Annotated in this window: 16 protein-coding genes; 6 read left to right on the forward strand and 10 right to left on the reverse strand. The window is 44.0% G+C overall.

Annotated features, from left to right (window positions below; genetic code table 11):
• The first annotated feature begins 73 nt into the window (after nt 1–73).
• Nucleotides 74–958, forward strand: coding sequence for an ACP S-malonyltransferase (fabD, locus tag FW774_RS00340; protein ID WP_149346181.1), 885 nt, complete (start codon nt 74–76; stop codon nt 956–958).
• Nucleotides 959–995: 37 nt separating this feature from the next.
• On the opposite strand, the gene FW774_RS00345 is transcribed toward fabD, so the two are convergent.
• The 5 genes from FW774_RS00345 to FW774_RS00360 all read right to left on the reverse strand — a co-directional run bounded on the left by FW774_RS00345 (nt 996) and on the right by FW774_RS00360 (nt 7,110).
• A complete protein-coding gene (locus tag FW774_RS00345; RefSeq protein ID WP_149346182.1) occupies nt 996–1,832 on the reverse strand; it encodes a neutral zinc metallopeptidase in 837 nt (278 codons plus the stop codon).
• 9 nt (nt 1,833–1,841) lie between these two features.
• Nucleotides 1,842–2,291 (reverse strand): c-type cytochrome, encoded by a 450-nt coding sequence (locus FW774_RS00350; protein WP_149346183.1) that lies wholly within the window; start codon nt 2,289–2,291, stop codon nt 1,842–1,844.
• Between the two features lie 155 nt (nt 2,292–2,446).
• Complete coding sequence (locus tag FW774_RS00355; RefSeq protein WP_149346184.1) at nt 2,447–5,758, reverse strand: vitamin B12-dependent ribonucleotide reductase; 3,312 nt, start codon at nt 5,756–5,758, stop codon at nt 2,447–2,449.
• A gap of 453 nt (nt 5,759–6,211) precedes the next feature.
• Nucleotides 6,212–6,361 (reverse strand): hypothetical protein, encoded by a 150-nt coding sequence (locus tag FW774_RS20295; RefSeq protein ID WP_187774763.1) that lies wholly within the window; start codon nt 6,359–6,361, stop codon nt 6,212–6,214.
• A 182-nt stretch (nt 6,362–6,543) separates the two neighbouring features.
• The gene (locus tag FW774_RS00360) at nt 6,544–7,110 is read right to left on the reverse strand and encodes an RNA polymerase sigma-70 factor (RefSeq protein WP_149346185.1); all 567 of its coding nucleotides are present in this window, start codon (nt 7,108–7,110) and stop codon (nt 6,544–6,546) included.
• A 287-nt stretch (nt 7,111–7,397) separates the two neighbouring features.
• On the opposite strand from FW774_RS00360, the gene FW774_RS00365 reads away from it, so the two are divergent.
• Complete coding sequence (locus FW774_RS00365) at nt 7,398–9,071, forward strand: glutamine--tRNA ligase/YqeY domain fusion protein (RefSeq protein ID WP_187774764.1); 1,674 nt, start codon at nt 7,398–7,400, stop codon at nt 9,069–9,071.
• 40 nt (nt 9,072–9,111) lie between these two features.
• On the opposite strand, the gene FW774_RS00370 is transcribed toward FW774_RS00365, so the two are convergent.
• From FW774_RS00370 to FW774_RS00385, 4 genes are all read right to left on the reverse strand, one after another.
• Nucleotides 9,112–10,113 (reverse strand): virulence RhuM family protein, encoded by a 1,002-nt coding sequence (locus FW774_RS00370; RefSeq protein ID WP_149346186.1) that lies wholly within the window; start codon nt 10,111–10,113, stop codon nt 9,112–9,114.
• A 67-nt stretch (nt 10,114–10,180) separates the two neighbouring features.
• Nucleotides 10,181–11,305 carry a Fic family protein gene (locus FW774_RS00375; protein ID WP_149346187.1) on the reverse strand — a complete coding sequence of 375 codons (1,125 nt, stop codon included), beginning with the start codon at nt 11,303–11,305 and terminating at the stop codon, nt 10,181–10,183.
• Between the two features lie 161 nt (nt 11,306–11,466).
• The gene (locus FW774_RS00380; protein ID WP_149346188.1) at nt 11,467–12,306 is read right to left on the reverse strand and encodes an N-acetylmuramoyl-L-alanine amidase; all 840 of its coding nucleotides are present in this window, start codon (nt 12,304–12,306) and stop codon (nt 11,467–11,469) included.
• Nucleotides 12,284–13,015, reverse strand: a complete 732-nt coding sequence (locus FW774_RS00385) for a DUF4197 domain-containing protein (protein ID WP_149346189.1) — start codon at nt 13,013–13,015, stop codon at nt 12,284–12,286. The genes FW774_RS00380 and FW774_RS00385 overlap by 23 nt, the downstream gene beginning before the upstream one ends.
• A 426-nt stretch (nt 13,016–13,441) precedes the next feature.
• Between FW774_RS00385 and FW774_RS00390 the strand changes: the two genes are divergently transcribed.
• The 4 genes from FW774_RS00390 to FW774_RS00405 are packed head-to-tail and all read left to right on the forward strand — an operon-like array spanning nt 13,442 to nt 21,694.
• A complete protein-coding gene (locus FW774_RS00390) occupies nt 13,442–16,282 on the forward strand; it encodes a TonB-dependent receptor (protein ID WP_242457661.1) in 2,841 nt (946 codons plus the stop codon).
• 30 nt (nt 16,283–16,312) lie between these two features.
• Nucleotides 16,313–17,923 (forward strand): hypothetical protein, encoded by a 1,611-nt coding sequence (locus FW774_RS00395; protein ID WP_149346190.1) that lies wholly within the window; start codon nt 16,313–16,315, stop codon nt 17,921–17,923.
• Between the two features lie 18 nt (nt 17,924–17,941).
• Nucleotides 17,942–19,516, forward strand: a complete 1,575-nt coding sequence (locus FW774_RS00400; RefSeq protein ID WP_149346191.1) for a hypothetical protein — start codon at nt 17,942–17,944, stop codon at nt 19,514–19,516.
• A 12-nt stretch (nt 19,517–19,528) separates the two neighbouring features.
• Nucleotides 19,529–21,694, forward strand: coding sequence for an alpha-galactosidase (locus FW774_RS00405; protein WP_149346192.1), 2,166 nt, complete (start codon nt 19,529–19,531; stop codon nt 21,692–21,694).
• Nucleotides 21,695–21,845: 151 nt separating this feature from the next.
• Here the strand turns inward: FW774_RS00405 and FW774_RS00410 are convergent, their stop codons facing one another.
• Nucleotides 21,846–24,413, reverse strand: a complete 2,568-nt coding sequence (locus FW774_RS00410; RefSeq protein ID WP_187774765.1) for a glycoside hydrolase family 2 TIM barrel-domain containing protein — start codon at nt 24,411–24,413, stop codon at nt 21,846–21,848.
• Nucleotides 24,414–25,012 lie beyond the last annotated feature (599 nt).

The raw sequence follows: 25,012 nt of genomic DNA on the forward strand, positions 1-25,012 counted from the left end.
GGCCTTTTGACTTTTTAACCGAGCTTTAGCGAGCTCATCGAAGATAATTTTAACTTTTGACTTAATATAAAACATGAAAGCATATATTTTCCCCGGACAGGGTGCTCAGTTTACCGGTATGGGTAAAGACCTTTACGACAACTCTGCCGAAGCTAAAGATTTGTTTGAAAAGGCGAATGACATTTTAGGCTTCCGCATTACCGATATCATGTTTACCGGAACCGAGGAAGAGCTTAAACAAACCAAAGTAACCCAACCGGCCATATTTTTACATTCGGTAATATTAGCTAAGGTATTAGGACATAGTTTTAAACCCGATATGGTTGCCGGGCATTCGTTAGGCGAATTTTCTGCCCTGGTTGCTGCGGGTGCGCTATCGTTTGAGGATGGATTACGCCTGGTTTCCATCCGGGCCAACGCCATGCAAAAAGCCTGCGAAATCCAGCCATCAACTATGGCTGCTATTTTAGGCCTGGATGATTATACGGTTGAGGATGTTTGCCAGATGATTAGCGATGTGGTTGTTCCGGCTAATTATAACTGTCCCGGCCAGCTGGTTATTTCAGGCACTATTGCCGGTGTGGATAAAGCCTGTGCAATGCTTACCGAACGTGGCGCTAAGCGTGCCCTGAAATTAAATGTGGGCGGAGCTTTTCACTCTCCGCTAATGGAATCGGCCCGTATGGAATTGGAAAAGGCGATTGACGCCACAACAATTAACGAGCCCATTTGCTCCATATACCAGAACATTGATGCCAAACCGTACAAAGACCCGAAAAGCATCCGGCATAACCTGATTGAACAACTTACCGGCGCTGTGCGCTGGACACAAACGATAGAAAAAATGCTGCATGACGGCGCTACTTCATTCACCGAAGTTGGTCCCGGAAATATATTGCAGGGTTTGGTAAAAAAAGTAGACCGTTCTATTGAAACGAATAGCGCTTCGATTGCTTAACTCACGGATTTTGATAAGCCGGGCAGCTTAAGAGCTGTCACAGCTCAGACGATGAGAAGGTATCGCCCTGGTTAATATCGCCGGTTTCGTACCCTTTTTTAAACCAGTACATCCGTTGGGCCGATGTACCGTGGGTAAATGCATCGGGAACAACCTCACCTCCGGCCTGCTGCTGAAGCTTATCATCGCCAACAGCGCTGGCTGCATTCAGGGCCTCTTCAATATCGCCTGGTTCCAGTTCAAACTCTTTCAGGTTCCTGGCCTTATTGGCCCATACACCTGCCAGAAAATCAGCCTGCAGCTCCAGCTTTACCGAAAGGCGGTTATATTCCTTTTCACTAACACGACCTCTTACCCGGTCTAATTTCTCTGAAATTCCCAGTAAGTTCTGCACATGATGGCCTACCTCATGCGCAATAACATAAGCCTGTGCAAAATCGCCGGCAGCGCCGAAACGCTCCTTCAATTCGTTATAAAATGATAAGTCGATATACACTTTATGATCACCGGGACAATAAAACGGGCCAACGGCAGAGCTGGCGTTTCCGCAGGCAGACTGTACCATATTGGTGAATAATACCAGCCTGGGTTTCTCGTATTCACGGCCCATGTTACTGAATTCCTTTTCCCAAACCATCTCGGTAGATTCCAGCACACCCGATACAAACTTGCCTTCCTCATCGCTTGGCGTACCTGTTTTCGCTTCGGTTTGTGTAGCATCGCCAACAGGCAGCTGACTCACAAGCGAGGTAAAATCTTTTCCAAAAAATAATCCCAGGATAACCAGTATAACACCTAAACCGCCGCCAATAGCCAGACCACCGCCACCGCGGCGATCTTCAACATTGCTGCTGCCTTTACCTAACCAGCGCATAGCTTGATCTTATTTTGTTTTTTTATAAGGTTGCGTTTCGTTGGTTGTGCCGTGCACATCCGGAGGTAAAGATAATATATATTTCACCATTAATTCGGCATCCTGCTGGTTCAAATCCGGATGTGGTGTCATCTCTTGTTTGCCCCAAACGCCTTCGTTCATTTTCACGCCATCAATAACCCGCTTTGCCAAATGCGAAATATTGGCATCATTAAACGTGTATCTGGCGGCAATTTGCGCTAACGACGGGCCTATGATGTTATTCTGCCGGTCGTGACAGCTTTTACAATCTGACTGCATAAACAGCGCTTCGCCACTGGTGGCTTCCTCAGAGTTCTGTGTTGCTGCATGCGGCACATCGGTACTATCTGAAACTTTTTTAGGATTAGTTGATGTATTACAGGCAATAATATATGCTAAAAATAATGCAATGGGTAAAAGTAATAATCGGGTATTCATATCGGTAGAGACAATTTGTTTACTGATATAAATGCGATTGACCGGTAAAATGTTTTATAATGGACAGTATTACTAAAGAAAAAGCTGCCAGTCGGATTAACCAACTGGCAGCCTTCTATTACCTTTTACACTGACAAGTCAGCGTAGGAGGATTTTTAACTGCATCCACCTTGCGTACCGCAGTTTAAGCATTTATAACAAGTGCCTGAACGTACGGTAATGTGACCGCAATTGGTACATGCGGGAGCATCACTTTGTCCGCCGCCTGAGATATCCAGAACAGGTTTCAGCTGTTTGTTAGAAACTTTAACTGATTCCTGTTGCGGAACAGCCACGTTGGTAGTATCCGGGTTTACATCCTCATCGGCCATTTGCGGATTTCCTAAAACCGCTTTTTGCTCGGTAATTACATGAACCAGATCGGTACGGTTCAGATATTCATAACCCAGCATGCGGAACATATAGTCGATGATGGAGGTTGCGCTCTTGATATTATCATGGCCTGAAACCATTCCCGACGGCTCAAAGCGGGTAAAGGTAAATTTATCTACAAATTCTTCCAGCGGTACGCCGTACTGTAAACCAACCGAAACGGCAATAGCAAAACAGTTCATCAGCGAACGGAATGTTGCACCTTCCTTGTGCATATCCACAAAGATCTCACCTAAAGTTCCGTCTTCATACTCCCCGGTACGAACGAAGATGGTTTGTCCGCCAACCGAAGCCTTTTGCGTAAATCCACCACGTTTAGCCGGTAAGTTCTTACGCTCTACAACCGAAGAAAGCTGGCGTTTAAACGTAGTGTCGGTAGATTTTTCAAGGATGGCACGGGCGGCTTCCAACACCTGGTCGGGAGTAAGATCGCTCAATTTTACATTGGCGGCTTCACCCAACACTTCCTCAACGCTGTCCAGCTTATCGTCTTTGGTATCAGCCTTGGTTGAAAGCGGCTGAGAAAGTTTGCATCCATCGCGATAAAGCGCATTGGCTTTCAACGCCAGCTTCCACGAAAGCTCGTAGCAATCTTTTATTTCCTCAACCGTTGCCTCGTTAGGCAGGTTAATGGTTTTTGAGATAGCGCCCGACAGGAACGGCTGAGCGGCAGCCATCATTTTGATATGTCCGTGCGCATGGATATACCGCTGACCTTTTGATCCGCATTTGTTAGCGCAGTCAAATACCGGGTAATGCTCCTCTTTAAGATATGGCGCACCTTCTATGGTCATTGTTCCGCAGATATATTCATTGGCTTCAGCAATTTGCTGACGGCTAAACCCTAACGAACGCAGCAGGTTAAAATCAGTGGCATTGTATTGCTCCGGTTTAAATCCTAAACGTTTCAGGCACTCTTCGCCCAATGTCCATTGGTTAAACACAAAGCCTATTTCAAAAGCAGCCAGCAATGACTTGTCAATTTTTTCAAGCTCGTTTTGCGTAAAGCCTTTGGCCGACAGGCTGTCAAAATTGATGTGCGGAGCGCCTTTTAACGTAGCAGAGCCTTTGGCGTAATTTACAATCGCCTCAATTTCGTGTTCCTGGTAACCCAGGTTGCGTAACGCAGTTGGAACGCCCTGGTTGATGATCTTAAAGTAACCACCGCCAGAAAGTTTTTTGAATTTCACCAAAGCAAAATCAGGCTCAATACCGGTTGTATCGCAATCCATTACCAAACCAATGGTTCCGGTTGGTGCAATTACGGTAGTTTGCGCATTGCGGTAACCGTATTTTTCACCAAGCTCAAGCGCTTTATCCCATGCGTTGCATGCGGCAGAAAGCAGGTAATCGGGGCAATATTTAGGGTCGATTCCCGGAGGAGCGATCTCCAGATTTTCGTAATTATCGGTAGCGTTATATGCGGCGTAACGATGATTGCGCATTACGCGAAGCATGTGTTTCTTGTTTTTCTCGTATTCGCGGAAAGCGCCCAGCTCTTTGGCCATTTCGGCCGATGTAGCGTAAGCCGTTCCGGTCATGATAGCGGTAATTGCACCGCCAATAGCACGGGCTTTGTCGCTATCGTACGGTATACCGGCAACCATCAGCATAGAGCCTAAATTAGCGTAGCCTAAACCTAATGTGCGGTAGTCATACGATAATTGCGCTACTTCTTTAGACGGGAACTGTGCCATCAGTACCGATATTTCAAGCACTACAGTCCATACGCGGCAGGCATGCTCAAAGCCTTTTACATCAAATGCCAGCGTTTTCGGGTCAAAGAAATGCGCCAGATTAACAGATGCCAGGTTACAAGCCGTATTATCCAGGAACATGTACTCTGAACATGGGTTAGACGCGTTAATACGGCCACCTTCGGGACAGGTATGCCACTCGTTAATGGTAGTGTCGTATTGTACACCCGGATCGGCGCAAGCCCAGGCTGCAAAAGCAATATCCTGCCAGAGCTTTTCGGACGAAATGGATTTGACAACCTTACCGTTGGTACGACCAATTAAATCCCATGGTTTTCCCTGCTCAAGCGCTCTGAAAAACGCATTGGGAATACGAACTGAGTTATTGGAGTTCTGCCCGGAAACGGTACGGTAAGCTTCGCCCTCGTAATCTGATGAATAACCGGCAGCAATTAATGCGGCAACTTTTTTCTCTTCTTCAACTTTCCAGTTTACAAAGCTTTCAATTTCAGGGTGATCTAAATCCAGGCACACCATTTTAGCGGCACGGCGTGTTGTTCCGCCAGATTTAATAGCTCCTGCGGCACGGTCGCCAATTTTCAGGAACGACATCAGCCCTGAAGAGTAACCCCCGCCGGAAAGACGCTCATTCTCGCCACGAATGGATGAGAAGTTGGTTCCCACGCCTGAACCATATTTGAATATACGGGCCTCACGTACCCACAAGTCCATAATACCGCCATCATTTACCAGGTCATCGGTAACCGATAAAATAAAGCAGGCATGTGGCTGAGGACGCTCATAAGCGGATGTTGATCTGGTTAATTTTTCGGTTTCGGGATCAACGTAATAATGGCCTTGTGGTTTCCCGGTAATACCGTAGGCAGAATGTAATCCTGTATTGAACCATTGCGGCGAGTTTGGCGCAGCCAATTGTCCTATAATGGTATAAACCAGCTCATCGTAAAAAATATCGGCATCCTGCTTGCTGGCAAAATAGCCATAGCGCTCGCCCCATTGTCTCCAGCAATCGGCCATACGGTGAGCCACCTGTTTAATACTTTTTTCAGAACCGGTGGTGCCGTCGGGTTGTGGCACACCTGCTTTACGGAAATATTTCTGTGCAAGAATATCGGTAGCAACCTGACTCCACGCAGCAGGCACCTCTACGTCGTTCATTTCAAATACCGCATCGCCGGAAGGATTTCTGATTACCGACGAGCGCTTTTCATACGTGAAAAGATCGTAAACATTCACATTATCTTTTGTGAAGTAGCGCTGAAATTTCAAGCCTTTGCCGGCCGCTTTCCCGTTTTTTGTTGCAGATGTCTTACCCATATTCTTTATTATTAATTGTTTCTCAATATTTTAACTCTCCGAAGGAAAGTGGAGTCGTTTTTTACCAAATTTATTCTTCTGTTATACGCAACTCAACCCAGAGTTTTCCACATTAACATAGTGTATGGTTAACTACAGGATAAAAAAACGAACAAAGGGCTGGTTTTTAAATTGTTGACCTGTGGAAAACTATAAAAAATCACAGTTGACAAGCTATTTTATGTACACTTTATTAAAATCTGTTAAATTAAGCGTGTCTGATAATTCCAGGCAACGCATTAACTAACGAATTTAGCAAATTTAAATGTATTTTAAAAGCTATCTCCGCGTATTATTGCGCTCTGCTGACGTTTGAAACAGGCTTAGAAAAGCAGGGTTCCGAAGGCTTAGGTTCCGGTAACCTTTGTCCATAGGACTCCTTCGGAGGACATTCCAACGCACAAATCCGGCTCTTTACCCTATCTCTGTTAAAATTGCCCGGATATTGCCTTTTACTTCATCTACTGTGTAAAAATTACCCGCTTCAATTTCTTTTTCAGCATCTTCAAGCTCCTGGTTGTATTGTTCTATACGTACTCTCTCAGGGTTTATCACTTTTTTCATGTATCGGAGCATAGAGCAGCAGATAGAAAAACCCGGAGGCTTTTAAGTAACAGCACTAAGCTGGGGCTTAGCGCTATCGGGCCCATAAAACTAAATTTTTCAGAGAGTTTGCACAACTTCAATTTCAAAAGCCGGCGATAGGTTTGCAAGCGAATATCATGAGATCAGTCTAAAAAGAATTTTTACAGGAAAAATAAAAAGGATGAGATTTTTGCGATAGATGTTTTAAGCTTTCTTATTGCAATGGTCATTTGATTTTCTACGGTCTTTACAGAGATTCCCAAGCGTGAGGCAATTTCCTTGTTTGTGAGGTATTCATGCCTGCTTAGCAGAAAAATCTCCCGGCATTTATCGGGCAATTGATTGGCATAATGCGCTATTATAGCTGATAGCTCTTTTACTTCAACGTTGTCTGTAGCTAATTCGCCGGGCGCTTCTGCTTCTTTTAACCTGTCAAAAAATGAAGCTCTTACTTTTCCGTTGCGTATGTAGTTAGCTACCTTAAATTTAACGGCGCTTAATAAGTATGATTGGAGAGAATCTACTGTTACGCCGTACCGGTGCTCCCACAACCAGATAAAGATCTCCTGCAAAATATCCATACAGGCTTCTCTATCCCTGAGCATGTTATAGGCTGAGCTAAACATACCATTCCAGTAACGCCGATAAATTTCGTCAAAAGCTCTTTTATCGTCATTGCCGAGCTTTACCAGCAGCTCATGATCTGAAATGTGTTTGTATTCTGTCAATGAAAGTTCAAAACTTTAACACAAGTTTAACAATTTAGGATAAAAAAAGAAATTTTTAGTAACCCATGTTGCACCGGCCCTGATCTGCTAAACCTGGGTGAAGCGGATACCGGCCTGGTGGCCAAGGCGCCCGCGAGGTATCGGGGCAGGTCGCAGGCGTATGAGCGTAACACAGGACTACCATAACCTAACCGCTACGGGTTTTGCTTTTCAAACATGGTTAGGCAGGTGTATTGCACACATCAGAAGCTTATTTTTACTACTTTTGCAGTCCTGTTTTATAATTTATGATAGCTAACGAGGAAAAGAGCTTAAACTTCCTGGAGGAAATACTGGAAGAGGATATCCGTGCTAATAAAAATGGCGGGGCTGTGCTGACCCGCTTTCCGCCCGAACCTAATGGTTACCTGCACATTGGGCACGCTAAATCGATATGCCTTAATTTCGGTATTGCCCAGCGCTATAATGGAAAAACCAATCTTCGTTTTGACGATACCAACCCGGTAACGGAAGATACTGAATATGTTGAAAGCATTAAGGAAGATATTAAATGGCTGGGATTTGAGTGGGCTAATGAGTTTTATGCTTCTGATTATTTTGATACGTTATATGACTTTGCCGTTAAGCTGATTGAAAAGGGGCTGGCGTATGTGGATGATAGCTCTGCCGAAGAGATTGCCCGGTTGAAAGGCACACCCACAGAACCCGGTCAGCCGTCGGTTTACCGCAGCAGGTCGGTAGAGGAAAACCTGCGTTTATTTGCCGAAATGAAAGCGGGCAACTATGCTGATGGTGAGAAAGTACTGCGGGCTAAAATAGACCTGGCATCGCCTAATATGCACATGCGTGACCCGATTATGTACCGCATTAAACATGCGCATCATCACCGTACCGGCGATAAATGGTGCATTTACCCGATGTATGATTTTGCGCATGGTCAATCGGACGCTATTGAGCACATTACGCATTCTATTTGTACGCTGGAGTTTATACCGCATCGCCCGCTGTACGACTGGTTTATCGAGAAGCTGGAAATTTTCCCGTCAAAACAATATGAATTTGCCCGCCTGAACCTGAACTATACCGTAACCAGCAAGCGTAAGCTGTTGCAACTGGTTAACGAGGGTTTTGTAAGCGGCTGGGATGACCCGCGAATGCCTACCATCAGCGCCTTACGTCGCCGGGGCTATACACCTGCGTCGATACGCGATTTCTGCGACCGCATCGGCATCGCTAAACGCGAAAATGTGATTGATGTAAGCCTGCTGGAGTTTTGCATTCGCGAGGATTTGAATAAAACTGCATGGCGCCGCATGGCTGTGCTTGACCCGGTTAAGCTGGTAATTACCAATTATCCCGAAGATAAAACCGAGGTATTACATGGTGAAAATAACCCTGAAGCCGAAGATGGCGACGGTTATCGTGAGATTCCGTTCAGCAGGGAGCTGTGGATTGAACGTGAGGACTTTATGGAGCATCCGCCAAAGAAATTCTTCCGCCTGGGCCCCGGCCTGATGGTGCGCTTAAAGCATGCTTATATTATTAAGTGCGAGGATTTTGTGAAGGATGAGCACGATATGGTTACCGAAATCAGGGCTACCTATATTCCCGAATCAAAAAGCGGACAGGATACCAGCGGCATTCATGTAAAGGGAACTATTCACTGGGTAAGTGTTCCGCATGCAAAAACGGCTGAAATCCGCCTGTATGACCGCTTGTTTTCGGTAGAAGACCCCGGCAGTGAAGAACGTGATTTTAAGGAATATATTAATCCGCAAAGTCTTAATGTTTTACCGGCGGCATACATTGAACCCGACCTGGAGCATGCGGCTAACCGTGGTTACCAGTTTATCCGCAAAGGATATTTTACGCTGGATAAAGATTCCCAACCCGGAAAACTGGTGTTTAACCGCACGGTAACGCTTAAAGATACCTGGGCAAAGGAGACGAAGAAGGCGTAACGAATTTATGGATGAGCAGAAGCTCGTCCATAAGTTTGTTTTAATTATTTTTCTTCAACCGTTTTATATCCTGTTCCAACTCATTTAAACTTTGTTCTTTTTCAAGTGCCTTTTGGGCCAAACGGTATTTTTCCAGCTCTTCTTCTGATTTTTTTGTTGCCATTTCATGGCTTATTTTACCGGCATGTGTCAGCAACTCACGGCCGTTTAGCTGCAAAATAGCGTCTAAACGCTGTATCCAGTCTTTCATATACATTGGCGTTTGCTGTTGCGCCATTGTTTCGGCAAAGGCAAGATATTGTTCTACCAATAATCCCAGCAATCGCATTTCGTCTTCATTCAAATAATTTTTAGCAATGTTTACGTCCGACTTTTTGATTGCCGATGCATTCTTTTTGTCGAACGATTGCATGCCAAGCAAAGGTAAACGGGCATCAACACGACGATATACCAATTCTGCCGCGGTTTGGCTGCTGATAGCCCAAAGCAATTTATTTTGTACGGTTTTAAAAAATGCTATTGTTTTTTCATCTCTGGGGTCATAATCAATACTTGTAGTGTAAATGTCTTTTATTTTCTGATAGAAAAAACGTTCGCTTAAACGGATTTCACGAATACGCTCCTGCAATTCCGTGAAATAGTTCATAGAATTGCCGGTTTTAAAACGCTCATCGTTCAGGGCAAAACCTTTTATGATGTATTCTTTGAGACGTTGCGTGGCCCATATACGAAACTGTGTACCCTGAACCGATTTTACACGATAGCCTACCGAAATAATCACGTCAAGATTGTAATGTTCTACCTCTCGCTCTATTGTTCTGTTGCCTTCTAATCGAACCAGTCGGAATTTCCGACTAGTTCGATTTTGCTCTAGTTCGCCTTCGCTGTACACATTTCCAATGTGCTCTGTTATGGTGCTTCTGCCTTTTCCAAAAAGCTGTGCCATTTGGTCTTGAGTAAGCCAAACGGTTTCTTCTTCCAAACGGACATCTATGGTAATGTTTCCTTCGCTATTTCGATAGATTAAAATTTCGCTTTCCATGATTGCTCATCTTTGTGCCTGTTTTATATTAGGGACTTTATCTATAGCTTTTTATCTTCTATATCCATTAGCTAAATAAATTCAAATATTTTTTAAAGGCATACATCTTACCTCTTTTCCCACCGGTGAGTTCTTCCAATATGCCCAAAGCCTCTAAATCATTGATAATATTATAGGCCGTACGCTGTGAAACACCCGTAATGTCTACTACAGTAAGCACATTGATGATAGGTCGTTTTAATAAGTAATTTAATATTTTTTGCGCATTGCTGGCCTTTGGCCCTAAATTCTGGACTTCAATTTCGGATTGAGTTTTAAGCTTTAATATTTCATCAAATGTTTTAACCCCTTTTTTAGCTGTCTCGATGACACCAACCATAAAAAACTTCAGCCACTGTTTTAAATCATGGTGCGTCCGGACACGCATCAGATTATCATAATACAATGATTTATTGCGCTCAAAGAAATCGGATAAATAAAGTATAGGTTTTTTCAATATCTCCTTGTCAACTAAATACAAGGTAATAAGCAATCTTCCGACACGGCCATTCCCGTCTAAAAATGGGTGAATGGTTTCAAACTGATAATGTATGATTCCTATTTTAATCAAATCCGGCAGAAGAAATTCAGTATTATGTGTGAATTTCTCCAAATCACTCATTAATTCACCGATGCTACTATGAACAGGGGGAACAAATACGGCATCATTTATTGAAGCGCCACCAATCCAATTCTGGCTTGTCCTGAATTCTCCCGGCAGTTTATACTCTCCGCGAACGCCTTGTAATAAAACCTTATGTGTTTCCTTAATCAAGCGGCTTGAAAACGGAATTTCCTTTAACATCTTGATTGCACGATGCATCGCCGTTATATAGTTCTGAACCTCTTCCCAATCATTCCTCCTTTCCTGGCTGATATCTTCTTTATCTAAAAGGGCTTCCTCCATATTAGTCTGTGTGCCCTCTATCCGGCTACTTTGTGTAGCTTCTTTAAGTACGTGCATACTAATGTATAAATCAATATCAGGGATATGTTCGCTATACATATCCAATCGGCCCAACTGTCTATCTGCCTGGGATAATAAGTTCAACAATTCCATATCATCCAATAACCACTCCCGGTTAATGAACGTAGGCTGAAAGCTTTTATAATATCCTTGGTTTATATATTGCCCTGAGTTGAAGCTCTTCATAATCTTGCAACTAAAATTTTGTTATTGCAAATATGAGTGTAAAATTTGCAATAACGATTTTTTTGTTGCAATAAAATAGGTATTTTTTGCAACAAGAGAATCCCTTATTGTAAAAGTGACGCTTTTACCGCTTAATAAACTCTACTTTAGTCCAGCTACCCCTAATACTTCATTGACAAATTATACAGTATCGCCATATCCGAAGGGCTAAGTACCGGGCTGATATCGGTTTGTATAAAATGCCGTTTAAAGGCAACAATAGCCGCGTTAAGGTTGCTGGTGTCATACCCGATAAGCCGTAGCGCTATGGCAGGGTCAAAACCTGCAGGTGGTAAATCCATGGTATCATCGTACCACAGTCCAAAGCCTTTTTCGGCCAGGGTTTTCCATGGGAAGTAAACGCCCGGGTCAGGTTTGCGGGTCGGCGCCATATCGCCATGACCAATGAAGTTTTGCGCAGGAATGTTATAATTCTGTTTCAGGTTACCCAACAATTTGAGCAAACTTGTTATCTGGGCTTCCGCAAACGGCTCGCTGCCATTATTATCTAACTCAATACCAATAGAGGACGAATTGATGTCGGCATCTTTACCCCATTTACCCGTTCCGGCATGCCATGCCCGCATATAATCGTTCAGCATGTGATAAATAGTACCATCTCTGCTTACCACATAATGAGCGCTCACCTGTGTCCGCGTAAGCGTAAATGTGCGTAAGGTTTGTTCTACACTGTTTTGAGCGGTGTAATGTATTACCACAAAATTGGGCTTCCGCAGATTAAAATTTGTTGTGCCGGCCCAGGTAGACGAAATGTTGAGCGAATCCTGTCCGGCGTTAACCGGTGGAATTTGCCGTAAGGATTGGGCCAGCTGCTTCGCCTGCCGTTTGTAAATCCGGTTAGTGGGTGCATACGGATTACCCGAACAAGCCGACAAAACAGCCAGCACCGCTAATGCCGCAGTCTGTATAAACCGGGCTTTATTGTTTATTTTTATCAGCATAGCCGAACACTTTTTGAAGCAGCGAGGTTGTACGTGACGCAAAGTTGGTGCGGATATTCAGTTCTTCCTGCGCAACCTGAACAAACAGGCCGTCAATAGCTTTTTGCGTCACATAATCATCCAGGTCGGGGTTGATTTTGGTGACCAGCGGGAGTTTGTTGTAGCTGGTCATGGCGGTATTCCAGTACTTGGTTGCATCTACCTTACTCAGGCTGTTGGCAATAATGGGATTAAATTTAGCCCGAAGCTGGTCGCTGGTTACCCGTTTAAAATATTGCGTTGCCGCATCCTGCTGACCGCTTAACAGGATATTGCTGGCATCGGCAATGGTCATTTGCTTTATGGCCGACAGGAATATTGGTTTTGCTTCGGTAGCCGCATCTTCGGCAGCACGGTTAAGGCTTAGAATTACATTATCACAAAGCTGGCCTAAGCCTACAGAGCGTAAGGTCTTTTCAACTTTCTGCGCTTCGGGCGGAAAGAATATTTTAACAGCCAGGTTACCAAAAAAGCCGTCTTTTGCCGACAGGCGGTCTGCACCGGCTGATGTGCCTATTTCAAGCGCTTGCTTTAAGCCACTGGCAATTTCTGCTGTACTGGGATTTCCAAGACCTTGTTGAGCTAACACTTGCGCAGTCTGATTCAGTGTATCGCATCCGCAAAAAAGAATTAAAAAGGCGGTAATTATCGAAAAGTTAAATTTCTTCATAACTGTTTGTATGGTATTAACGTTAAAAAATCAAATATTGCATTTTATCTTTAAGTTTTAAGTTCATCTTTTAAATAAATCTCAACACAATACACGCTCATTAAATATAAACATCCTGATAACAACAGCGAGCGCCGCTTGTTGGGAGAATATTAATAATCCGGTAATTATGGTATCCATTTCGTGCGTACAAATTCATACTAAAAGAATTTAAATTTCCGTTTTTTGAGTGAAAATGTAACGTGAATACCTATCTTCTGCAACCATTTTACTTGTAAACAGAGCCTTATTAGCCTCAACTTTGAAACTGAAAAACTTCGGAATAATGAAGTCTGTTCAGAATTAAAGCATTATCAATGACAGAGAGGTTTCATACCTCTCTTCATGATAATTTAAACAAGTATTAACCAATTACTAAAAACCAATATGATTAAACAAACAACTTATTGTTTTCTGTTCGCATTCATCTTTATGTGTGGTTTTGTATCTGCTCAAACAGGTGTAGGCGTAATTACCGGAAAGGTAACAGATTCGCAAACCGGCGAATCGCTGCCGGGCGCTTCTGTAACTGTTGAAGGATTACAAAGCGGCGCTGCTACAGATTTAAACGGTACTTATATTTTAAGGAACGTTCCGGCAGGGCATGTTAAAATACGGGTTGCTTATATGGGTTTCGAGCCCAAAACGCTGGAAGCCGACGTACAAAGCAATGGAACCGCTGTGGTAAATTTTGCAATAAAAGCTTCGGTTAAGCTTTTAAAAGAAGTAACTGTTGGCGGAACCCTGGAAGGGCAGCAAAGGGCGCTAAACCAGCAGCGTTCTGCCGACAATATTAAAAACGTAATTTCTGCCGATTTAATTGGCCGTTTTCCGGATTTGAATGTTGCCGAAGCCTTGCAACGGGTTCCGGGAATTAACATTCAGCGGGACAAAGGTGAAGGCTCTACGGTTGCATTACGTGGAACGCCGCCCAACTTTACTACCGTTGAGATTAATGGCGAACAATTGCCCAGCGTTCAGCAAAGCGGAACTCGTAACGAAGCTCTTGACCTGATACCGGCAGACCAGCTTGCATCTATTGAAATTACCAAGGCAGCTACACCCGATATGGATGGCGACGCCATTGGCGGGGTGGTAAACCTGAAAACTCCTACTGCGAAAAATACCCGCTTAAACTTCAGGGCAGAAAGCGGGCTGGGGTACAGCGATATATCCGGCCAGCTGAACGGCATTGGCAAAATACGTGCAGATAAACGGTTTTTTGCTACCGATAAGGTTTCTTCCGGAAGATTAGGGGTAATGGTTAGCGGCAGCTATTTCAGTAACAATAATGCCGAAGACCGCATCGATGCTACCTGGCAGGGTTTTGCCAGCCCTATTGGCACTTCCGGCGATACGAAGATTATGCCTTCCATGTATGCTTTCCGGAAAACCGATAACATCCGGAAACGGATGGGCATAACCGGTACGCTGGATTATAAATTCAATGAAAAATCGCAGCTTATATTTAACTATATGTACAATAACCGCGATGATTCTGATGACCAGAACCGGCTCCGGTATGACTTTGACCGAAGCGGCTCAGTATGGACATCGCAAAGTACCATTAACGCGGCCCGCATACGCAGGGACGTAAACCTGTGGGATGAAACCAAACAGAATCACAGCTTTAACCTTCAGGGATTCCACACGCTAAACCGCTGGCAACTGGACTGGGGCGCTTATTACACCAAATCCAAACGTGATTTTACGTCCACTCGTGGTGATTTTGCTTTTGATGGTATTAATCTTAAATCCGATACAGAACTGGGCCCTTATGCCATGTACCCGGTGTTTACCGCCGCCGATGCATCCCAGGATGTTAACAATCCACTCTTGTTAAACGATTTCAGAAGATATGAAGAAGATGCCGAGACCACTAAAGCCAACAATTTTGTTTGGAAAACAGATATAACCCGGTATTTCAACTTCGCAGGCAAATACCAGGCCTATTTTAAATTCGGCGGAAAGCTGCGCAGTCAGAACAATGATAAATTCAGGGATAACAGGGTATTGCGTTTCTACGACCCCAACCATGTGTTGAACAATGCCGAAGCGTTTACACGGATTATTAAAACCGAACAGCCTGCCAATTTTCTATACCGGCATTACAATTATGGCCCGCGTATAGACCGGGATAAATTTTTGACCTATATGGACGATAACCGTTTTCTGCTTACAGAAGCCGACGACGCCTGGGATTCTAAACGGTTGTCATTAAATGATACCTATTACACTTCCGAGGATATTTATGCAGGTTACGCCATGACACGTATCCAGTTCAACAAACTTATGTTTTTAGGCGGTGTACGTGTAGAATACAATGATGTGAACTACAGGGCGTTTGATGTGGTGCGCAAAGGTACAGACGTACAGGGAAATCCCATTAAAGGAGGTACAGATTACACCTATGTGTTGCCCAATATTCATTTAAAATACAGCCTTTCAAAGCTTTCCAACTTACGTTTTTCGGCATTGCTTAATTATGCCCGGCCAAACTTTGTAGATATTGTACCTTATATTAATTATGATGCCGATGCTCTGACGCTAAGCATCGGTAATCCGGACCTGAAACCCGCAAAAGCGCTTAACCTGGATTTGATGTATGAACATTACTTCAACAACGTGGGCATTATCTCGGTAGGCGGTTTCTATAAGAATATTGACCAGTTCCAGTTTCAACGCATTACACCATCTCTATCCGAAGATTATCCCGGCTATCCAAACACCAAAGGCTTCGCTTTCAGCCAGGCTCAAAACGGCGAAAATGCCATTGTTGCCGGACTTGAAGTTAACCTGTATCGCAACCTCAGTTTTCTGCCCGGTTTTCTTAAATGGTTCGGCGTTAACTTAAATTATACCTACGCCTATTCAGATGCCTTTACACAAGACAGAACCAATATTTCATTACCGGGGCAGGCAAAGCACACGCTTAATGCAGCCCTCAGTTATGATTATAAGGCGTTTAGCATAAAAGCATCTGTAAACTATAATGGTTCATTTGTTAATTCGCTGGCCAGCCAGGCACAGGATGACATTGTGCAGGACGACCGTTTACAACTGGATATGAATGCTTCTTATATCTACAAAAAACACTGGCGGATATTTGCAGAATTTGTAAATCTTACCAATTCACCCAGCATACGCTACCAGGGAGAAAAAGACCGCATATCCCGCATAGCCTATTTCGGTTATAACTGCCGTACAGGTATTGGTTACAGTTTTTAATACAGTTGAACAATTAATACAAGATATACCATGAAATTAATACACTATATTTTATTTTCGGTTGGGATGCTGGCTTTTTCCGCCTGTGAGAAAGAAAAAGCATTTACCTTCCCCGAACCGCAGATTCTCATAACCAGTCCGGCCCAGCCCGTAATAACACAGGAGCCCGGCCGAAGCGTTTCCGTTTCCTTTACCTTACAGGCCGCTTCGGGACTCAGCCAGTTAGACGTTACCCAAAACAACACCAGCTATGCGCATATCGATTTCGTAAAGAACGAGATAACTTCTGCTTATGATTTCAATTATACCATTCCTGCAGATGCCGTTCCAGGCACCAACTATACATTCAGGTTTGAGCTTAAAGACAAAGACGGCCGCACTGCCGATTACCAGTTTGTGGTAAACGTAAATCCCACGTACACCATTACCGATGGAACCATTGGTTCAACAGCCGTTAAATACATCAAGGGAAAAATCAACGGCAGCTTTACCATCCAGGCAACGGATGTCTATGTGGTAGACAGCATCCTTTCCATTAACGAAGGCGGAACCCTGACCATTGCCGCCGGCAGCACCATCTATTTCAAAACCAGCGATGATTTAAACGATATATCCAGATTGGTCATTGCCCAGGGATGTAAAATAAAAGCCGAAGGCAGCCGCACAGCACCTATTGTATTCACATCCGATAAGCTGCTGAAAGGTCAAACCCCGGCCAGCACAGATTGGGGCGGCATTTTCCTTTATGGCAAGGCGCCCACCAACAAAGGCTCTGTTGTACAGGAAAACGGATTTAACTACGGGGGAACAATAACCAATGACGATTCGGGCGTACTCCAGTTTGTGCGCATAGAATATGCCGGTAAAAATAGCAGTAACGCACTGAACTTTTATGGCGTAGGCTCCAGAACCAAGGTGAACTATGTAGAAATATATCAGAACGAGAATATTGCCTTCCGGGTTAAAGGAGGTGTATTCAATATGAAGAACATTGCCGGCATAGCACATGGCGGTTACGGAATATGGGCCGAAAACGGATGGCAGGGCAATGGCCAGTTCTGGATTTTTCAAACAAACCGGCCGGCAACGTTAACACCGGTAAATTTCTGGAACCAGGCCCGCTCCATTGAGTTTAGAAATGACGATACATTCTACACCAATACTCCCAGAACACAGTTTAATATTGCCAATATAACCCTCATTGGAAATGGCTATGCTTCCGGAGTCGATATGGGCACACGTCGTGGCATACGCATACGTACCGGCGCATTTGGCAACGTACAAAATTTAATTGTTACCCAGTTTGCGAATGATGGCGTGCGGGTAGAAGACCTGAGCACAGCAGAATTAGGTACGACCATGATACTCGGCAATACCCGTGCCTACAATAACAGCGTAAATTATGAAGGCGATGCCGAAGATATCTTCTTTAACAAAGGAAGCTACAACGCAACCGATACACCGGTATCAGGTATCAGCACCACCAATTATGTAGGTTCTGCCACATCTACGTTTGACCCTTCGACCTGGGGAAGCTTCTTTAGCTCAGCAAAATACATTGGCGCCGTAGAAAATGATACCAATGACTGGACAAGAGGCGGAACCTGGTTTAAGAATCTTGATGGAACATTACGTCAATAACCATTAATAAAGAGCAACATGAAAACTCATTATAAAATATCACAGTTTTTTGTACCGGCAGCCTTGCTGCTTATCTGGATAACCGGTTTAACCTCGTGCAAAAAAGATAAGGATAATTACCCGGCAATGCCGGCAATTACCATCGAGGGCGACAGTACCGTATCATTAAAGCCTGGCGATGCCATTGTGGTTACTGTTAAGTTTGATGCTCCGGGCCCGGATACCCGTTTATTAATTAATAAGAATAGCGGGCCGTACCGCAGCATCCGTTTAGATGAAAACGCCGTTAGCTATACCTTTAATGAAGATATGGTGAGCGAAACCGCCGCGGAAGGCGACAGCATAACGTATGAGTTTGTGCTGACCAATGGCGCCAATCAGAAAAAATCATCCACAGTTAGCTTTACAGCGAATGTAGAAGTGTATCCTACCATCACCATAGGGTCTGAAACATTATACAATGTAACCATTCCCGAAGATGGGATATTAACCAGCGGAGCCATCACCCTGGCGCCAAAACGCAAATATTACATTTCGTCGTCCATAGAATTTTCTGAAACAACAAAGTTTTCGGCAGGAACCGGAACCGAAATTTACCTGAATTCCGCAGCCACAAACAAAATCAACCTGACATTTGATGCCGGCTCACAGGTAAATATCAATGGAACTGCAACCGAGCCTGTAGTTATTACCAGCGATAAGACGCTGCTGGGTACAGGTGCAGCAGCTGGCGACTGGGGTGTGTTTAATATAAAAGGAGATGGAAATGGCAGCAACAGCGGCAGCGTAAATCATCTCCGGCTTGAATACGGAGGCTCCCGGGCATTCCGGCTGCAGGATGTAGGTAACGGCACACAGGTGGATTATGTACAGGTATATAAATCGCTCGAAGAGGCCATAATGGTTACCAATGGCGATGTAAACATGTCGCACCTGATAACTACCGATTGTCAGGGAGCCGGATACCGTCTTGGTGATGCCTATGCCGGAAAAATCCAGTTTGCCATAGCGCTTACTACGATTTATACCGCCGAGCTCGATGAATTTACGGTACGCGAAACCGCCTCGCCGGTTATTGCCAACCTGAGTATTATTGGCCCGGGCGAAACAGTAAACAATACCTCCGGCATGAGACTGCGTGCAGCAAGCGCAGCGAAAATTTATAATGCCATTGTTGCATTTTATCCGCGAAGAGGCGTACGCCTGAATGATGATGTGGTTATAACCGATTTAAACGGGCCCACTGTTTTTGCTTATTCCTATGTATTTAAAGTACCAAAAGACCCTTTCAGGGATGACCGCACAGGCGGAACAAATCCCTTTGCAGGCACATATTCCGGCGGCGTGGGTAGTAATCCGTTTTTTAACAATATCACTTTTAGCAGCACAGGTGTACGTTCTTACGAAGAGATTGATGGTATAGCTGTGGGCGATTATACCCCAACAGCTACAAAAGCAAGCGCTTTTAACCCGGCAATATTAAACTCTTTCTTTAAGGAAGCCGCATTTGTAGGTGCAATAGAAAGCCCGGATAAAGACTGGACCGTAGGTTGGGTACGCAATCCTGATGGAACCATCAGAACGGCCAACTGATAACAAGAGCCTATGAAACTCCTGTTATGGTGTGCCTTATCAGGCATTTCGCTGAGCATATCAGCCAACACCAAAAGCATTAAAACTCCAAACCGGGAGACAGTCACAAACAGGCTGTCTCCCGGTTCTGTTAAAATATGCCATCAAAGCCTGCCGGATTCTTCCGGAAGGAAAACTTCTATCACCAGCCTTTGCTCGGCACTCATCCGCCAGGACACACTGGTTATTAAAAATGATGTCATTACATTATATTACAGCTTGGCAAATGGGAATGTTGCATTTACCGGCTACCAGCTTACCGACAGTGAAAAAGTTAATTTCACTCATCCGGTTAACGATTTAAACGTTAGTACCGATACTATAATTAAACAACCGCCTTTACTTCAAACCGCCGTAAACAGGCATTTTAAGGGCGAAAAAGACTTTCTTGAAATAAGCCTGCTGTTCCATACTGCTAACATGGACATAAAAAAGGTTTGGGAAATCTATCCCGGTATTCCGGCTATTGCCACCTATTATCTTTTTAACGGGAAGGCCGACCATTGGTTATCGCCTGTAAAATCAGGAAATTCCACAACTATAATTGAAACCAGCCTGTTATTTAACGACAAGCAACCGGCTCCGTATTTTGGAGCAATTCCGCTCGATAGGCTGCACTGGAAAGCGAAAGTTATTGCATTTACGGATGCCACAGACCACCATAATAACCTGGTAAACGAAACATCATTTATTCCATACATCAGCCCGTCGGCTTATAGCGGAAACGTTATGCTGCTTCAGAACAAGCTGGCGAACCGGGGCATCTTTATAGTAAAATCGGCTCCGTTGAATGACAGTCAGCAGGCTTATCCTGGTTATGATTTTGTAGCAGACTGTAACAAAATATTGATTGCCGGTTCGGGTATTTTGCCGGCAGATATTAAGCCCGGCAAGTGGGTTAAAACGTATGCCTATACCATGGGTTTTGGCAATGCAGACGAAACCGGGATATTACTGGCCTTACGTTCATGGCAAAAAACAGCACGTGCATTACATGCCGACCGCGATGAAATGATAATGAGTAATACCTGGGGCGACCGCAGCAAGGATGCAAAAATGAATGAAACGTTTATCATGCAGGAGCTGGAAGCTGCATCGCGATTAGGAATTACATACGTGCAGCTCGATGACGGCTGGCAGGAAGGATTGTCGCGAAATTCGGCAGAAAAGCATGGCAAACGCTGGAACAACTGGACTGCCGAAGACTGGCAGCCCAGCAAAACGCGTTTTCCAAATGGCTTAAACCCCATAGTTGAAAAAGCCAGGAGCCTGGGAGTAGAACTGGCACTGTGGTTTAATCCCGGTAGCGGCAACCATTACAGCGATTGGCAGACCAGCGCCAACATTCTGCTGAATTATTATCATAAATACAATATCCGGGTATTCAAAATTGATGGTGTAGACCTTGCCGATAAAGAGAGCGAGACCAACCTGGGCAAGTTTCTGCAATATATTACCGATGCCTCGGATGGAAAAATTACCTTTAATTTAGATGTTACAGCAGGCAGACGAGGCGGTTTTTTCTTCTTTAACCAGTATGGCAATATCTTTCTTGAGAACCGTTATACCGATTGGGCTAATTATTATCCCTATCAAACCTTAAGAAACCTTTGGGATTTATCAAGATACATGCCTGTTGAAAAATTACAGGCAGAGTGGCTCAACTCCTGGCGCAACATAAACAAATATCCTTTAAACGACCCCTTAGCGCCCGGAAAAATAAACTGGGAATACCAGATGGCGACTACATTTATTGCCCAGCCGCTGGCATGGATGGAAGTTAGCGCTCTGCCCAAAGAAGCATTTCAATACGCCGAAGTACTAAAAAAATATCGCAGCGTTCAGCACGAATTGCATAACGGGTTGATAATGCCTGTTGGCGATGAGCCTGATGGCACTTCATGGACGGGCTTTCAATCCATTGATAAAAACAAAGGCTATTTCCTGCTATTCAGGGAAAATTCAGAATCTTCGGAGGCGTTGATAAACGTCCACCTGCCTGCCGGAAGCAGGGTAAAGCTAACGCCTGTTTTTGGACAAGGCAAGGCATTTAAAACACATTTAACCAAATCTTCACAGATTAAATTTACTCTGCCTCAAACGTTTAGCTACGCCTTGTATCGTTACGAGATTTATTAGGCTTTATAGAGGTCGTCTCAAAAGTCTCCTATGGTCATCCTGAGCCTGTCGAAGGATTGGTTCATCATGCTACAGACGCTTCCCCCGAGTCTTCGGGGGAAGCGTGACTGCAATAGATGGCTTTACTGGCTTTTGAGACAACCTCCAGAGCTTATTCAACAGCCCTTACCCGTATTCCACTCACAATAGCGTTGGGCGTAAAATCAAGTGTAATTCCGTTTCCATTGCTGGCTTTTACCATTATTTTTTCCCTAAGCGGATTGTTGTACCCATAATCTTTAATCAAATCTACATCGTGCAGAAACGGCATGTTATTTATCATAACCGACATAATTCGCAGTCCGCCGGGATGAGGAGGAGGCTCCGGGCTATCGGCAAAGCGACGCATTTTAGGCAGCGGCTCGACACATAATAGTTCTACTTCATACCAGCCATCGGCCACATCAAATTTATACTGCTTCATACCGGTACGCATACTTTGATACAAAGGGTCTAAATCGGTATTATTTATATCTTCCAGCGAGGCTATTTTTTCGATTTTGGGTTTTTTATCCGGATTGATATATCCCCAGCTTCCCGGCTGATAAGGTTGGTCGGGCAGCCATATTGTGCCGGAATGGTCATCCCGGAAGGAATAATGAGAACCGGCATTAATGGCTAAATCCATATTTTTTATAGTTTTTAAATCTGAGGGAACCAGGTTTACAGTAATAGGTAAACGGTCTTCATAAGTAGCGGTATCGCCCTGAGCGACTATTTTCAGCATATATTCACCAGACTGCTTAAACAGCACATCCCAGCTTATTTTATGGTCGGCAGTTGCTTTACTACCCAATGACTGGTTATTTAAGAAAAGCTCGGCTTTGGCTAAATTGGTATAAATATCAATAGTTTGTATGGCTTCCTGCTGCCCGGATTTTAACTGGATGCATCGCTGTTGATAATCGGTTTCCGCGATTTTCAATACCGGCTTTTTGGATAGGGCCGCCTGGTAGAGGTAATAGGCATCTTTGGGTGTGCGATTCACTGTAGTAAGTCCCTTATTGTTGATGCGTGGCGTGGCATCAACACGCATCTCCGAGCTAAAGTCAATTAAATTCCATACCGTTGCCCCGGCAATATACGGTCGCTCCTGGATTTGTTTAATAAAGCTTTCAAGAAACCGTTTCTGCCCTTCTATGCTGAAATCAAACCGGACGGGCTTATCGGTGTGTACCCTGGGGTCGCTGCCTGCGCCGTATTCGCTGATAAGGTGTATGCGTTTGGGATGCAGCTTATGCTGGGCATCCATAAATTTGCCAAAATCTTCAAAATTATCGTAATACCAGCCATGATACAGGTTCCAGCCGGCAATCATGGGAATATCGCTCAAGCCACTTTTTTCATAAAGCGGATAGTTATGCATGGCCATTGCCGTATAGCGGTTTTTATCTTCTGAACGGGCAATGGCTTCAAGCTGCTTTGCAAGCTCAATGGTTTTTTGCGTATGTAAATTCACCAGGCTGCTGTCTATAAAGCGGTGTTTCCAGTAAATCTCATTCATATATCCCCATAAAATAACCGATGGATGATTGTAATGCTGGCGTATCATTTCGTGAAGCATATTCCTGGCATTATCATTATAGGCTTTGCTAATGGTTATTTCGTTAACCAGCGGAATTTCCTCCCAAACCAGTAAGCCAAGCTCATCGGCAGCATGCAGCACAGCGGGGTCCTGCGGATAATGGGCAAGACGTACAAAATTGGCTCCCATATCCTTTAGAAGTTTCATGTCCGAGTAATGGATTTCATCGGGCAGGGCATTACCCATACCGGGATAATCCTGATGCCTGTTTGCTCCCATCAGTTTCAACGGTTTTCCGTTAAGCTGAAAGCCGCTGTCGGGGCCGAATTTAAACCACCTGAAACCAATAGGATTTGTTACCTCATCAATTACCTGGTTATTCAGTAACAACTGTGTTTCTGCACGGTACAGGTAAGGTTTATCCGGCGACCACAATCTAATTCCTGTTATGTTATTACTTAATTGCTCTGCTGTTAATTGCTGGCCTGCTGCTATAACCAGTTCTTTATTAAGCCTGGAAATCTCTTTATTTTCCTGGTCGGTAATAATGGTTTGCAGCACAAATTTCTGGCTAACAGGCGTTTGATTAACAATGGTGCTTTTCACTTTTACAGTGCCATTAGTATTATTAACTGCAGGCGTTTCTATGTACACACCGCTCGAAGCATAATCGCTGAGGGTAAAATGCAAACCGGCCGTGGTAATCATATACACATCGCGGTATATGCCGCCAAAAAAAGTAAAATCGGCCGATAAGGGTGGTATATCTGCATTAAAAAGGCTGTTTACCCTGATAGTAATAACATTATCGCCGGTTTTTAGATAAGAGGTAATATCAAAGCAGAAAGCAGTATAGCCTCCTTTATGATTACCTGCTTTTTGATTGTTGATATAAAGGTCGGTTTCCTGGTTAGCTCCCTCGAAATACAAGTAATACCGTTGGTCATTTTGTTTAACAAAATTCCTGATGGTTTTTTTGTAGAAACCAATATCCCGGTAAGGAGTACGCTTATGCTGCGGTAAAATATCGGTGGCATTCCAGGTGTGCGGAATGTTAATTGTTTGCCACTGAGTATTATCAGTTGCGGGAGAACGCAGGAAGTAATTCTTAATATCGCCCCTGTGAAACTGCCATCCGGCATTTAATGTTTCCACTTTTCGGGATTGTGATAATGCTGAAATAACGTTACACTGCAAGAACAAAAAAAGGGCAATCGCCAGAAAATTTTTACAAGACCTTTCCATTAACCAGTTAGTGTTTAAATAGTAAATAAATAACAGAAAAACACACCTCAAAGAATATTGAGGTCGGAATAAAAGGTCTGTTCAGAATTGTAAAGCACTCAAATATACTACTGTTATGTTAAAGTAAAAAGTAAAATCCAATTTAGTTCCCAGTTAACTTGACTCTACTATATTTTATTCTTGCATTGCCTTTGTAGGACGCTGTCCCCCCTTTGGGGGGCAGGGGGGAGAAGCCTTTTTCTCCCCCCTGCTCCCCTGAAGAGGGCAACTGTATATCCACAATTATTCCAGTACCTCCAGTTATTACTTGTACTGTTTTTGTTTTATTGCAAATACCGTTGTAGAACGGTATCCCCCTTTGGAGCTATCGTGTGTACACAAATATTATTTCGCTCTATGCCGCGGGGCATCCTACTTTTGAGGCATCAAAAGTAGGCAAAAATGCTTGTCAATCCCACTAGGAGCCTTTATCCACATAGCCTGCGCTCATCAAAAAACAGCGGCGCTTC

The sequence above is a fragment of the Pedobacter sp. BS3 genome, from assembly GCF_008274585.1.
GTDB lineage: Bacteria > Bacteroidota > Bacteroidia > Sphingobacteriales > Sphingobacteriaceae > Hufsiella_A.

Coding starts and splice junctions, on each gene's coding strand:
- FW774_RS00380 (WP_149346188.1), bottom strand. CDS start 12,306: ATGCTGATAAAAATAAACAATAAAGCCCGGTTTATACAGACTGCGGCA.
- FW774_RS00345 (WP_149346182.1), bottom strand. CDS start 1,832: ATGCGCTGGTTAGGTAAAGGCAGCAGCAATGTTGAAGATCGCCGCGGT.
- fabD (WP_149346181.1), top strand. CDS start 74: ATGAAAGCATATATTTTCCCCGGACAGGGTGCTCAGTTTACCGGTATG.
- FW774_RS00355 (WP_149346184.1), bottom strand. CDS start 5,758: ATGGGTAAGACATCTGCAACAAAAAACGGGAAAGCGGCCGGCAAAGGC.
- FW774_RS00365 (WP_187774764.1), top strand. CDS start 7,398: ATGATAGCTAACGAGGAAAAGAGCTTAAACTTCCTGGAGGAAATACTG.
- FW774_RS20295 (WP_187774763.1), bottom strand. CDS start 6,361: ATGAAAAAAGTGATAAACCCTGAGAGAGTACGTATAGAACAATACAAC.
- FW774_RS00370 (WP_149346186.1), bottom strand. CDS start 10,113: ATGGAAAGCGAAATTTTAATCTATCGAAATAGCGAAGGAAACATTACC.
- FW774_RS00350 (WP_149346183.1), bottom strand. CDS start 2,291: ATGAATACCCGATTATTACTTTTACCCATTGCATTATTTTTAGCATAT.
- FW774_RS00400 (WP_149346191.1), top strand. CDS start 17,942: ATGAAAACTCATTATAAAATATCACAGTTTTTTGTACCGGCAGCCTTG.
- FW774_RS00405 (WP_149346192.1), top strand. CDS start 19,529: ATGAAACTCCTGTTATGGTGTGCCTTATCAGGCATTTCGCTGAGCATA.
- FW774_RS00385 (WP_149346189.1), bottom strand. CDS start 13,015: ATGAAGAAATTTAACTTTTCGATAATTACCGCCTTTTTAATTCTTTTT.
- FW774_RS00395 (WP_149346190.1), top strand. CDS start 16,313: ATGAAATTAATACACTATATTTTATTTTCGGTTGGGATGCTGGCTTTT.
- FW774_RS00390 (WP_242457661.1), top strand. CDS start 13,442: ATGATTAAACAAACAACTTATTGTTTTCTGTTCGCATTCATCTTTATG.
- FW774_RS00375 (WP_149346187.1), bottom strand. CDS start 11,305: ATGAAGAGCTTCAACTCAGGGCAATATATAAACCAAGGATATTATAAA.